13 protein-coding genes are annotated in these 12,743 nt (G+C 60.0%); 4 read left to right on the forward strand and 9 right to left on the reverse strand.

Annotation, left to right across the window (positions count from 1 at the left end; translation table 11 throughout):
• Positions 1–94: 94 nt before the first annotated feature.
• Positions 95–1,219 (reverse strand): AmmeMemoRadiSam system radical SAM enzyme, encoded by a 1,125-nt coding sequence (gene amrS, locus ACOBR2_RS20175; RefSeq protein ID WP_420237876.1) that lies wholly within the window; start codon positions 1,217–1,219, stop codon positions 95–97.
• Positions 1,220–1,459: 240 nt separating this feature from the next.
• Between amrS and ACOBR2_RS20180 the strand changes: the two genes are divergently transcribed.
• Complete coding sequence (locus tag ACOBR2_RS20180; protein WP_420237877.1) at positions 1,460–2,056, forward strand: hypothetical protein; 597 nt, start codon at positions 1,460–1,462, stop codon at positions 2,054–2,056.
• Positions 2,057–2,115: 59 nt separating this feature from the next.
• Here ACOBR2_RS20180 and ACOBR2_RS20185 read toward each other — a convergent pair whose 3' ends face one another.
• Entirely contained in the window at positions 2,116–2,592 is a 477-nt protein-coding gene (locus tag ACOBR2_RS20185) for a hypothetical protein (protein ID WP_420237878.1), read from the reverse strand.
• Positions 2,593–2,902: 310 nt separating this feature from the next.
• Here ACOBR2_RS20185 and ACOBR2_RS20190 point away from each other — a divergent pair, with 310 nt between their 5' ends.
• Positions 2,903–3,154 (forward strand): indolepyruvate ferredoxin oxidoreductase subunit alpha, encoded by a 252-nt coding sequence (locus tag ACOBR2_RS20190; protein WP_420237879.1) that lies wholly within the window; start codon positions 2,903–2,905, stop codon positions 3,152–3,154.
• A gap of 74 nt (positions 3,155–3,228) precedes the next feature.
• On the opposite strand, the gene ACOBR2_RS20195 is transcribed toward ACOBR2_RS20190, so the two are convergent.
• Positions 3,229–5,940 (reverse strand): hypothetical protein, encoded by a 2,712-nt coding sequence (locus ACOBR2_RS20195; RefSeq protein ID WP_420237880.1) that lies wholly within the window; start codon positions 5,938–5,940, stop codon positions 3,229–3,231.
• Positions 5,941–6,418: 478 nt separating this feature from the next.
• Between ACOBR2_RS20195 and ACOBR2_RS20200 the strand changes: the two genes are divergently transcribed.
• Entirely contained in the window at positions 6,419–7,138 is a 720-nt protein-coding gene (locus ACOBR2_RS20200) for a hypothetical protein (protein WP_420237881.1), read from the forward strand.
• A complete protein-coding gene (locus ACOBR2_RS20205) occupies positions 7,135–7,659 on the forward strand; it encodes a type II toxin-antitoxin system VapC family toxin (RefSeq protein WP_420237882.1) in 525 nt (174 codons plus the stop codon). The genes ACOBR2_RS20200 and ACOBR2_RS20205 overlap by 4 nt, the downstream gene beginning before the upstream one ends.
• 78 nt (positions 7,660–7,737) lie before the next feature.
• On the opposite strand, the gene ACOBR2_RS20210 is transcribed toward ACOBR2_RS20205, so the two are convergent.
• The 6 genes from ACOBR2_RS20210 to trpB all read right to left on the reverse strand — a co-directional run bounded on the left by ACOBR2_RS20210 (position 7,738) and on the right by trpB (position 12,637).
• A complete protein-coding gene (locus ACOBR2_RS20210; protein ID WP_420237883.1) occupies positions 7,738–8,007 on the reverse strand; it encodes a DUF2164 domain-containing protein in 270 nt (89 codons plus the stop codon).
• A 5-nt stretch (positions 8,008–8,012) separates the two neighbouring features.
• Positions 8,013–8,873: a prephenate dehydrogenase gene (locus ACOBR2_RS20215; RefSeq protein ID WP_420237884.1), complete on the reverse strand. Its 861-nt coding sequence runs from the start codon at positions 8,871–8,873 to the stop codon at positions 8,013–8,015.
• Positions 8,874–9,100: 227 nt separating this feature from the next.
• On the reverse strand, positions 9,101–10,117 hold the full coding sequence (locus ACOBR2_RS20220; protein ID WP_420237885.1) for a bifunctional 3-deoxy-7-phosphoheptulonate synthase/chorismate mutase: 1,017 nt from the start codon (positions 10,115–10,117) through the stop codon (positions 9,101–9,103).
• A gap of 36 nt (positions 10,118–10,153) precedes the next feature.
• Positions 10,154–10,459, reverse strand: coding sequence for a chorismate mutase (locus ACOBR2_RS20225; RefSeq protein ID WP_420237886.1), 306 nt, complete (start codon positions 10,457–10,459; stop codon positions 10,154–10,156).
• A gap of 136 nt (positions 10,460–10,595) precedes the next feature.
• Complete coding sequence (gene trpA, locus ACOBR2_RS20230) at positions 10,596–11,375, reverse strand: tryptophan synthase subunit alpha (RefSeq protein ID WP_420237887.1); 780 nt, start codon at positions 11,373–11,375, stop codon at positions 10,596–10,598.
• Between the two features lie 62 nt (positions 11,376–11,437).
• Positions 11,438–12,637 (reverse strand): tryptophan synthase subunit beta, encoded by a 1,200-nt coding sequence (gene trpB, locus ACOBR2_RS20235; protein WP_420237888.1) that lies wholly within the window; start codon positions 12,635–12,637, stop codon positions 11,438–11,440.
• Between the last annotated feature and the right edge of the window lie 106 nt (positions 12,638–12,743).

Raw genomic sequence — 12,743 nt, forward strand, 5'->3', positions numbered from 1 at the left:
GTCAGAGCCGACAGCAGAAGGAAACAAGCTGCCAGCCAAATAAAACTGCGTGATTTGCTTTTGCCGCAATGTATCAGCATAGGCCTAAAAGTGGCTATGCCTGCCACACCCCTGCAACCCCATGCAGGCAGTAAGGGCAGGTATTGTCTTTGCGTACAAGGAGTTTGTTGGCGGTAAAACCCACCCGCTCCACCAGAAGTTTGCCGCAGCCCGGGCAGTAGGTATTCTGCGCCGCGTGGCCGGGCACGTTGCCAATGTAGACGTAATGCAGACCCGCCGCCTGAGCCACGGCCCGCGCCCGCTCCAGCGTTGCCACCGGCGTAATGGGCAGGCCACGCAGCTGATGCGCGGGATGAAACTGGGTAAAGTGCAGCGGCACATCGGGGCCCAGACTGCTCTTCACCCACTGCGCCATCTCGTGAATCTCCAACTCGCTGTCGTTGAGCGTGGGAATGGTCAGATACACAATCTCGATCCACTTACCCATGGTGCGCAGCGTAAGCAGCGCATCGAGCACCGGCTTCAGATGGCCATGCACCACCTCGCGATAGAACTTTTCCGTGAATGCCTTCAGATCGATTTTGACCGCATCCATTCCGCCAAAGAGCGAACGCAAAGCCTTGGTTTGCACATAGCCGTTGGAGATGGCCACGCTACACAGGCCCAGGTCGTGCCCCGCGTCAACTGTGTCCATCACGAACTCGGCGCTGATGGTGGGCTCGCTATAGGTATAGGCGATGCTCTGGCAATGGGACTGGCGGGCCAGGGTGGCAATGGACTCGGGCGGGGCGTATTCGGCCGGAAGTAGCTCGGGGAGTGTCTGCGCCAAATCCTGATTCTGGCAAAAGCTGCAGCTCACATTGCAACCGGCAGTGGCAATGGAAAAGGCCTGACTGCCGGGCAGGAAGTGGAAGAGCGGCTTTTTTTCAATGGGATCCACCTGCACGGAAGCCAGACGGGAGTGCACCAGCGTATAGAAAACGCCGGCCCGGTTTTCCCGTACACCGCAGCTTCCACGCTCGCCCTCGCTCACCAGACAGCCGTGCGGGCAAAGCTGGCAACGGACCCTCTGCTGGGTCAGCTTCTCGTAAAACTGAGCTTCGCGCGTAAAGCATTGATCTAGATCGGGAGGCAGGGAACTCTCCGCCGGGCTTTCCGCGTTCTGATTCGCGTCATGACTCGCATTCTGGCGGAACAACGGCTCCTGGCTCGATTCCATCGCAACAACCTCCGGGCAAATCCAGCCTCGCACACCGAAATCAGCCTGCGGCTCAGCCTACACCCATTCGGGGACAAGTGGTACCCGAACTTTATGCGGGGATTTTGTCCGTTTTGCACCTGCGTTCTAGAGGCGGAAGAACCCCACCTTCTGCATACAGTCTGTTGTCATCAAAGTCCATTTTGAGGACGATCATTCGAGCAGAGAAGCACGATAGCCTCCCACTTCCCCGGGGGACGAATGACTGGTTTGGTAGCACTCTGCGGAAAATCCGGCAGACAGGGGCGCATGCTGCGGCGCATTTTGATGGCTTTGATGGCTGCCGTCTTGCTGGCAAGCCTGACGGGCGCTCGTGCCGCGAGGTCGCAGGTAGCTCCGGCGGCCGATGGCGGCAGCTTTCGCGTCTCGGCAGGCGGAGCGGCATCCCTCTTCCACCTCAGCTATACCCAGCACAACCTGAGCGGCTACAGCTTTTTTGTGGATGCGGATACAATTCGCGGACTGGGCTTGGAAGGCGAAGCGCACTGGCTCAGGCTGCGCAATCTCTCCGGCGAACATGTGGAGACTTACTCGGCGGGAGTGCGCTACCACCGCATCTGGGGTAAAGCACAACCCTATGGCAAGCTCCTGATCGGCATTGGCGACCTCAGCTTCCCCTATGGCTATGCCACCGGACGCTATGGCGTGTGGACCATGGGCGGAGGCCTCGACTACAGCCTCAATCACCGCGTCTATGTACGTGTGATCGATGCCGAATACCAAAGCTGGCCAGAGTTCACCTTTGGTTCAATCTCCAGCTACGGCATCAGCGTCGGCGTGAAGATACGCCTGCATTGATCTGCATCAGGCAGGCCATTCTTGACCGGGCTGTTCGCACTCGTACCCACGCAGAGGACCTACAGCATGGCGTCGGGTTCCAGCATGCGCACCAGACGCTGCATCGGCGCTGCCACCGTTGCCAGGGGCCGCAGCACAAAAGCCGCCACCAGACGGGGCATACGGCGGAAGTCTTCCGTCAGCGAACGACCCTTGCCGCTCAGGAATACCCCTTGCCGCATCACATACAGATGAAAGAACGCCGAAAGCAGGGTAAAGGCACAAACTGCAACCATGGCCCGTGGCGGGGCCGCTGCTCCGGTCAGCGCATGCGCGGCCCAGTCCAGGACCTGGGCAAAACTGGGAACCACCACCACCACGATCAGATTGCCAATTGCTCGGCGCTTGAGTTCAAGAGCGCGTTGCTGCAGTCCAGCCCAGAGTCCGGCGGTCAGCGTAACGTAAGCCACCTCCACCAGAACCACGGCCAGACGGCCCTGCTGGCCGTGGCGCGCCATGGCCAGCAGATAGATGATCGAACGGGCCGTCGCACTCATAAGCGCGCATTTCCAGTTCCAGAAGCCATGCAGCAGAGACAGAGAGAATACAGGCTGGGAGAGTCTCATGCCCCAAGAATGGGTCAACACTGCAAAAAAGACGTCAATGCGCGGTAAAAGCTTGGTTGGAATCCGCGAACCTTTGACCGGCATCCTGGCGTGAGACATCGTCCCACATTGCAGTCTCAAAAACATCCCAATGTGATTTGAGTCACGGTGAAGCCCCTCGCCAGCCTCTAGGCTTTGAGTGCGAGGCGAATTGCCGGACCTTCGGCAACGCCCAACTTGAGTTCACTAAGGAGCTTCTTCCATGGCCTACGTGGTTACCGACGCCTGTACCAAGGATTTCGTTTGTGTTGATGAGTGCCCCTCTGCGGCAATTTCCCCGGCCAAGGGCGATGCGGCCGCGGCCACCGTTCCCCAGGTTTACATCAACCCCGACGAGTGCATTGATTGCGGCAGCTGCGCCCCTGTCTGCCCGTCGAACGCGATCTACTCGATCGATGAGCTGCCGGCCGACAAGGCCAACTTCGCTGAAGTAAACAAGGCATACTACAACTAAACAGCTCTGATCTTCCTGGATTAAGACATCTGGCCTGCCTGGGCTTTGCAGCCCGTGGCAGGCCATGCCTTTTTTCAGGGCTTTTTCTGTTCCGGAGCATTTTCTACTGGCTTGGAATCGGCCGGGGCCAGAGGAACTGCCGGAGGGGCTACTGGAGGAACATCCGCGGCAGACGTTGCTGCGGGGGTTGCGGCAGATCCTGCTGGGGCACTGGGCGGAGCATTGGCTGCAGATGTTTCGCTCTGGGCAGCGCTGCCCGTAGCTTGGGCCGACGTGCCGCCAGAGGGTGTGGCCTCTGCCGTAGTTTTGGAATCAGCTCCCGCCGCAGGCAGTACCGGCAGATTCAGTATCTGCACGGTATCAGGATCGTCGCGCAACTTCATCCGCAATCCTCCCGCAGCCGGATGGGGAACGCTGACGTCGGTTCCGGTAAACTCGACCGGCACCTCGACGGAGTTGGTAAAGTCTTCGGTTGCGGAAAAGGCCGTTGCCAGAAAGAGATTGCTGGCCGTCAGCGTGCAGGCTTTGGCAGCCGCATGGGGGCAGCGCAATTCCTTAAAAACAGGCAGGCGCACCAGCGTGCCCAACGGTAGCCAGTCCCCAGCCGCTCCACTGGCGGCCACCACACGCACCTGAATGGGCCCGAAGGCCGACGAGCCAAAACGAGCCAGCGGTTCAAAGCTGATCATGGCCGTATGGGCATCAGAGAGCAACATGCCGCCATCGGCCACCGAAAGCAGGGTGTGAAAGCTGCCATCGACGGCGGCCACTTCCACCTTTTCGTCGTGCGGAAAACGAGCCGGAATCACTGTCTTCAGGAAAAAGACCAGGCGACCATCCAGCAGCAGATCGTCGGGGCTGCCCCAACGCACCTGCGCACCAGCCGCAGCGATCTGCTGCACACCTTTTTTGCCCAGTGTCACCCGTGGCCGCGCCGGATCAACCAGCACTGCCACCTTCATCTCGCGGCCATCCTTCAACGCTACACGGGCCATGAGCCGGGCTCCGGGGGCAAGATGGTTCGTTTCGCCCGCAGTCTTCATCTCCAACTGCTCCGCTTCACCCACGTGCGAAAGTTCGCCGGGAACAAAGGCGATTCCCTCCAGATTGACCTTTGCCACCTCGTCCAGCCGCGTACCTTTCAACGTGGCCACCGGATCGTCCACGCTCAGGCTGAAGCGCTCAAGTGTGGCCGCATCGGCATAGGTCTTCACCGTCAGCGTCTGGGGCTTTTCCTGCCCAAACTGATAGATGCTGAGGGTGAGCGAACCGGGCGTCGCATCCTTGAGCGGAAGCGTGAGCTCCATGGTGTTGGGCTGGGCAGGGGAGTTGGGCAGCGCCTCAGCGCCGGGCTTAGACTGGGCGTTAGGCTGGGCCAGAGTGCCGGGCTGGACCGACTTCCACACCAGTTTGGTGGGCTTGCCGTTGCCGCTATCGGCTTCGATCCGGTCCACACAGAGCGTCTCCTGGCCTTCCAGATGCAAGGTCTGATCGCGGCCCACCACCAGTGTGGCCAGATCGGCAGGCAGAAGCGTCCAGGCGCCCGGAGCGCTGGAACGCAGATGGAAGTGCGGCCCAACCCAGTTTTCAAATCCCCACTTGCCGCGCAACTCGGCCGTCAACTCACCGGCGGGCAGGGCAGGAGCGGGATGAGTCAGCACCAGACCTCCCTTGATCGGGTCGGCCGTGACAGGCAGGTCCAGCGGCTTGCCGGCCGAGGCCGCCGTAGGCTCAACGTACAGCGAAAGATCGTGCGCCAGTTCGCTGGCAAAAACTAGCGGCGCACCCTCGGCGGGCAGCACCAGACCTGGCTTCTGGGCACAATAGCTGTCGGTGGGCGTAACCGGATGCAGCGGCGGGAGCTTGACGGCGCCTACCGAAGGCAATGCCACCACGACCACCGACTTTGGATTGCGAAACGAAGGCGGCGTGCTCAAGCGCAGATTCAGCGTATCGCCCGTAGGCAGCGCCAGAGCCGGGATGTACTGGAAGTGCGCCGTATGGAGTGAGCCAAGAATCTTGGCAGTATCAACAATCGCGCCCACATACGCGCTGTAAACGCCCCCGCCAGCCATGCTGGAAGCGCTGATGTTGTTCATCAGGTCGGTGGTGGATCCGCTGGCCAGCTGTTCAACGCGCGATTGCGTGCTGGAGTCGTCCAGCACCAAACCCTCTGGTTTCTGCGCTAAGCAGTTGGCCTGCTGGTCGGCAGGCTTATTGAAGCAGTCCTGGTCCAGCTTGATGCCCAGACTACGGGAAGCCATCTCGGCGCGCTCCTTGAGCGTCTTCTGATCCGACTGCGAGGTGACTTTGACGGCGTTCAGATAGGCTTCCACACGCAAACGGTCGAGACTGGCGGCTTCCAGATCCTGTACCGCGCGCACAAATATGCCGGGCTGGTCGTGTACGGCCTTGCGCAGGGTGTTGAAGTCGCCACTGGTCTCTGGCATCAGGAACAGCAGTACCTGCTGCGCCTCGGCGGGCACGGTGACAAAAACGCCCTCGCTGCGAACGGCGCTGTTCCACGTTTCCACCCGGGTAAACCACTCATTGGGCGGAGGATTCGTAACACCGCGCAGAAAGGCAACCACCAGAATAAGATGCTCCGACTGGCTGGGCGGCAGATCGGGATGAATCCAGATACGGTCACCGGCCTGTAGATTGGCGGCCTGGGCGATGGGCAATGTGTTCTGACCGCGTTTTATGTGGACGTCCACTTTGGGACCTGCCAGATCAAAGGATGCGGCTTGAAGCTGCAAACCGCCGGCAACCAGGGCACAAGACAACAAGAAAGACAGACAGTTTCGCATAGCAGTCATTGTACGAATTTTGACCAGAAGAAGTGTTTTTCGTCTCCGCAACTATTTTTCCCGTTCAGGCAACTATTTTGGATTTTTTAGGTTCAAAGTCAAGATTCATCTTTGCGTCGAGCCGTGGCACATCGTAAGATAGGTACGCTGCTGAACGTAAAAAAGGCCCTGTCCGGCTAACTTTCTCCAGAGATTATGTAGCCAAGAGATTCGCTCAAGCCGTCAATTAGTAAAGACGTTATCCTCCGGCTTACATTGCGTTGTGAGATGAAAACGGCCCGAGATTGACCGTAGTGCACGAGTATGTCGGAAGCGAGATCTCCGCACGCCGCAAGGCGATAGGACACCGGAGGTTCGTTCCAGCAGCATACAGCAAGCCCATCATAAAAGTGGCGCTTGAAAATGCTGCGTTTTAGCACCCATAACGCGCCGCGGCATCCTATTGGAGAGACACATGAAAGCAACTAAAACCGCGCGGGGGAATGTAGATGTAAACGCCCTGAGCATTCCCGCAGCGGAAGAAATTATTGAAAACGCCTTGGAGGAACTTGCTTACTCACAGGATCCTGGCCTAGTACGGGCCTTGCGTTTTCTGGCACCGACCGGGTACCAGGCAATTGTCGAACTTTGCAGTGAGAATGGGCGCAGTAAGCGCCGTAATGCATCCGCCGACAGCTGGAGCCCGGAAGAAGACGAGATCCGCATCTACTTTGAACGCGCCGAAGACGGTCCGGCAGCACCGCGCCCGATTCGCGCTACGGTACGTGTAGCCCCAACCCCTGTATCCGACATCGAAGAAGCGGCAGAAGAGATCAATCCGTCCGACCTGGACGCGCGCGTAAAGGAACTCTGCGCCGCGCTAGCCGAAGCCGAACGGGGCGGTCATGCCTTTATCGCACTCAAGTGGTTCCGTGACTCCTTCCTGCCGCGCAAGAGCTACCGTTGGAATCAGAGCCCTGAGTCCCGGCAATTGATTCTGGCCGAAGCCATTCAACGTGGCGTAGTGATGACCAGCAAGATCGCCAACCCCAAAACGCCTGCCTACCCGACGACGACCATCCGTCTGAACCGGGCTGAAGCCGGCTTACCCGAAGAGCCACAGCGCCTGCAGCCGGTTGAACTACCGGGTGAATCGCTGGTCGATTCGATCCATGAGGAACGGGGGCAGGAGTGAGCTTTTACTTTCTTGAAACCACCGCATTCGCCAAGCTCTTCGTGCAGGAGCAGGGTACGAAGGAGCTGATTGAGCTTCTGGCGGCGGTCGAGGACAACCACAAACTGATCGCATCCTCGGCGCCGCTGGAGATTCACTCAGCCATTCGGCGTCGGGAGCGGGCTGGAACCATTCCTGCCGAGATTGCCACCCACATTCTCGACAGTCTTGGAGTTGAAGCTTCCCGTGCCGTGCAGCAACCGCTGAACCCCGCCGTTCTGGAAGCCGCTCGCCAGCTGGTGGACCGCACCAGCCTGCGCTGGACCGATGCCCTGCAACTGGGCGCAGCCCTGACCGCCCGCTCCATGTACCAGAGCATGCCGATCATCTTTGTTTCTGCCCTGCCGCAGATGCTGGAAGCCGCTGAAGCCGAAGGCTTCGAGGTCATTGATACGACCAAGCTGAAGACCAAGGCCAAAAGCAAGTCCAAGGCCAAGTCTGCCCCCGAAGAAGAGAGCACCGAGGAAGAAACCGAAGAGTAACGGGAAAATACTCTGCCAAGACAAAACCGCCGAGCCCCTGAGGGTTTCGGCGGTTTTTGCTTTTGCGGGAAGTGTTACCTATCTGCGCTTTTTGCTCAGGCGCGGCCAGTAGCCGAACTCCTCGGCAAAAAGCTCGCCGTCCAGGTCAACCACACGCTGGCTCAGTCGCGCCTGCGCGTCACGGATGGCCTGGTTATAGATTGCCGGGCCTACCTCTTCTACAAAGAAATTCAGCAGTGCTCCGGCCTTCAGATCGCCAATCGGCTCGTCCATATTGGCTTCAAAGTAACGCTTGAGCGAGGCCACGGCGTCGGTACGCTTATTTTTGGGCAGTTCGATTTCATCCATGGCGCTTACTCCTTGCGAAAGCGGTTGGCACGCTCGAATTCGTCGCGCAGTTCGGGGGTACGCAAGTTCTCGCGCAGGTGCTGCAGGCGCTGTTCCAGCATCTGCAGCGCACGGTCCACGGCTTCCGTGTTGGTGTAGGCTATGTCACGCCACATGGAAAAGGGACTGGAGCCGAGCCGCGTCATCTCCCGCAGCGCGCGGCCGCCCACATCCTTCAGCTCCGGCGCAGCGCCTACTTCCTCTTCCAGCAACGCACTCAGCGCGGTGGAAACAAACTGCGGCAGATGACTGACCCAGGCCACCAGCACGTCGTGCCGGGCCGCATCGAGGTCGAGCACCCGCGAACCCAGGCCCAGCACCAGAGAGCGCCACTCCTGCATCAACGCCGCGCCGGTGGCCGAACGCTCCGCGCCGGGCACATCGGTAAAGAGCCAGACGGCATTCTGGAAGAGCTTGGCGTCGCCCAGCTCCGCGCCACCGCGCTCCTTGCCCGCCATCGGATGGCCGGGCAGAAAGGCCGCCCGCTCCGGCTGGTTGTAATATTTGGTGCCAAACTCGGTAATTTTGCCCTTGGTGCTGCCCACGTCGGTAAGCAACTGCTTAGGGCCAAGCACGGTCGAGAGCCGCTCCATGAAGTCGAGGATGGAGTAGATGGGCGTGGCCAGTACGGTAACCTGCGCCTGCTTCGCTGCCGCGATGGGGTCGGCTTCCAGATGATCGATTGCGCCCATCTGCAGAGCCGTCTGGCCGCCCGCCGCACCACGGTTCCAGCCGACAATCGTACCCTTGAAGCCCGCCGCCTTGAGCGCAAGCCCCACCGAGGTTCCTAGCAGTCCAGTACCGAGTATGGCGACGCGTTCAATCATGGGAAGAACCTCGAAAAAGCGGAGTTAGCGGTGCGAGCGGAGTTTGCATAAGTGCCTACGCACGACCGCTGCCTCCGTTCCATCTTATCGCGGCAGGTTGGCGGAGAGCTGTGGGCCTACTTGTTTGGGGAAAAGCAAAGGGACCGGCAAGACCGGTCCCTTAAGGATGTTTCTATAGTCTCTGAAGCCTGTACTCAACTTCATAAGCTGAAGGCTGAATGCTACCCTTAGATCGTTCTTCCCACCGCCTGCGCGATCAGGCGCAGATCGTCCACCAGCTTGTAGAACTGATCGAGGAAGAGCGTCTGGGCGGCGTCGGAGGTGCTTTTGTCGGCGTTGGGGTGGATTTCCACCAGGATCGAGTCGGCTCCGGCGGCCACGGCAGCCTTGGCCATGGGCGCAACCAGATCGCGGCGTCCGGTGCCGTGCGATGGGTCGCCGACGATGGGCATATGCGTCAGCTTTTTGAGCACTGGAATGGCCGAAATGTCCATGGTGTTGCGCGTCGAGGTTTCGAAGGTGCGAATGCCGCGCTCGCAGAGAATCACGTCGTAGTTGCCACCGGCCAGGATGTACTCGCTCGAAAGCAGCAGCTCTTCGATGGTGGCGGCCAGACCGCGCTTGAGCAGCACCGGCTTCTGCACCTTGCCAAGTTCGCGCAGCAGATTGAAGTTCTGCATATTGCGCGCGCCCACCTGGAAGCAGTCCACCAGCGGAAGCATGGGCTCAATCTGCGCGATCTCCATCACTTCGCTGACCACGGCCAGACCGAACTTGTCAGCCGCTTCGCGCATGATCTGCAGGCCGGGAATGCCCAGGCCCTGGAAGCTGTACGGCGAGCTGCGCGGCTTGAAGGCTCCGCCCCGCAGGAACTGGCCACCAGCCTTTTTCACGGCTTCAGCAATGGTGAAGATCTGGTCGCGATTCTCAATGGCGCAAGGACCTGCGATCAGGGCGATTTTTTCTCCGCCGAGGGTGGCTCCGTTGGGGAACTCAACCACCGTACCCTGCGGACGGAAGGCGCGGCCCGCCAGCTTGTAGGGCGCGCTGATGCGGTGCACGTGCTCCACGCCGGGCAGCACTTCAAAGGTGGAAACTTCCACGCCCTTGGTGGCGCCCACTCCGGCCAAAATGGTCTGCGACTCGCCGGTGGTGCGATGGGCGTGCACGCCCACTTCTTCCATGGCTTCAATCACGGCGAAAATCTGCTCTTCGGTTGCGTTTTCCTGCATTGCCACGATCATCGACTCTTCCCTCTCAGGCCTCTTACAGGCCCGTCGCTACTGGCCCGGCTGCTCTTCAGCCGGCACGGTCTTCTGCACGGCCAACTCCCGCCTTTGCAGAGTGCGCATCACGTCAATGATTCGCTCGTAGATGTGCGTCAATTCGGCATCTGGCAGCGGCCCGCTATTGGCCGCTCGCAGATTGTCGTACACGACCTTTTCGCGGGCTGGTGCATAAACCTCTCGCGAAGAGCTGGCCTTTACCTGGCCAATTTTTCTGGCAATATTTGCCCGCTCATTCAGGAGCGCGACAATTTGCCGATCGAGTACGTCCACCTGGTTGCGCAATTCTTCCAGCGTCATCTCATCCTCGTGTGCGCCTCAGGCCGGAAGTGGCTGCAGATATGCTGCGGCCACTTCCAGCAAGGGTGCTGGAGTTGAACCTGAATGCGACAGCGCGCTGCAGGGTATGCAGTACGTCCGCCGCTGGCGTGGGGTTTTACCGGGTCTGCGCTGCTTGAGCAAGACGCAGACCCTTGATAAATCGGGCTACTGCGCTGGGCGCTTCCTCGGCTGTCGAGCGTTCGATAAGCTCGACGATTGCGCTGCCGATGACTGCCGCATCCGCGAACTGCGCCACCTGAGCGACGTGTTCGGCGTTGGAGATACCAAACCCCACGGCCACCGGCAGCTTACTCCATCGCCGTAGGCGATTGACCAGCGACGATGCATCGCCCGTCATGTTCTGCTGCTTGCCGGTGATTCCCGTACGGGAGATGGCATAGATGAAGCCTTTGGAATGAGTGGCAATGGCCTGCAGCCGCTCGTCGGGGCTGGTGGGCGCTGCCAGAAAGACCGGGGCAAGGCCCACGCGGTCCAGTTCCTTTAAATAGTCGCCAGCCTCTTCGACAATCATGTCGGTGGCCAGCACGCCGTCGGCGCCGGCTTTGGCCGCATCGTCGGCAAACTGCTTCAAGCCGTAGCGCAGAATCGGATTCAGGTAGCTGAACAGGATGAGCCCGGCCTTGGGACGCGCGGCACGAATCTCGCCCGCCAGCGCAATCACCTTATGCAGGCTGGTGCCTCGCTCCAGAGCCCGCTCACTGGCCCGCTGAATCACGGGACCGTCGGCCACCGGATCGCTGAAGGGCACACCGAGTTCGATCACATCCGCGCCCGCGTCAATCGCCGCAATGGCGATGGCACGCGTGGCCTCCAGCGACGGATCACCCGCCGTTAGATAGACCACCAAACCCGGTTTGTGCTCGAAAGAAATCATTTTTGAATCAGCCTCTAGTGCCAGTTCCTAGCTTCCAGCCTCTAGCACCTAGAACCTTGTCCCTACAGCTTCAGTTCCTTGGTCAAAATGCCCATGTCTTTGTCGCCACGGCCGGACAGGTTCACCACCAGTATTTCATCCTTGCCCATGGTTGGCGCAAGTCGCAGGGCTTCGGCCACCGCGTGCGCGCTTTCGAGCGCGGGCAAAATGCCCTCGGTGCGGGCCAGTTTCACCACCGCATCGAGCGCCGCCTGATCCTCGGCAAAGGTGTACTCGGCGCGGCCCGAGTCGTGCAGCATGGCGTGTTCCGGACCCACCGAAGCGTAGTCCAGACCCGCTGAAACCGAGTGGGTAAGCGAAATTTGGCCGTCTTCATCCTGCAGAACGTATGAGAAAGCGCCCTGCAACACGCCGGGAGTTCCACCATGGAAGCGGGCAGCGTGCTCGCCCAGCTTGCGGCTCTTGCCGCCGGCCTCAACGCCCACCAGCTTCACTTCACTATTTGGGATGAACTCATAAAAAGCGCCGATGGCGTTCGATCCGCCGCCCACACAGGCCACGATGGCGTTGGGCAGACGGCCTTCCTTGGCCAGAATCTGCTCCTTAATTTCTTCGCCAATCACCTTCTGGAAGTCGCGCACCATGGTCGGGTAGGGATGTGCGCCAAAGGCTGTTCCCAGCAGATAAAAGGTGTTGCGCACGTTGGTTACCCAATCGCGCATAGCCTCGTTGATGGCGTCTTTGAGCGTCTTTGAGCCGGACGAGACGCCGTGCACCTCAGCGCCCAGCAGGCGCATGCGCAGCACGTTCAGCTCCTGGCGGGCCATGTCGACCTCGCCCATGTAGATCACGCACTCCATGCCGAGCAGCGCGCAGATGGTGGCCGTGGCCACGCCGTGCTGGCCGGCGCCAGTTTCGGCGATGATGCGCTTTTTGCCCATCCGCTTGGCCAAGAGCGCCTGCCCCAGGGCGTTGTTGATCTTGTGCGCGCCGGTGTGCAGAAGGTCTTCGCGCTTGAGGTAAATCTTGGCTCCGCCCAGCTCTTCGGTCAGTCGCTTGCAATAGGTGAGGGGCGTGGGACGGCCAGCATACTCGGTCAGCAGCATGTTCAGCTCGGCCTGGAAGGCGGGATCGTTCTTGGCTGCCTCGTACTCGTGCTCCAGCTCCAACAGAGCCGCCATCAGCGTCTCTGGCACATAGCGGCCACCATAAATGCCAAAGCGGCCGGGCCGCGATTCCGAGGGACTTTCCACCGATGCCATCTGAACCTCCTGCTGCTGCGCCCACGTAAGTGGGGCTGATCTTTCCAGTGTAATCGCTGGAACAAATTTTACTGAGAGCGCGCGTAGGTCATAATGTGGCACACTG

The sequence above is a fragment of the Telmatobacter bradus genome, from assembly GCF_048629425.1.
GTDB classification, from domain to species: Bacteria; Acidobacteriota; Terriglobia; order Terriglobales; family Acidobacteriaceae; genus Telmatobacter; species Telmatobacter bradus.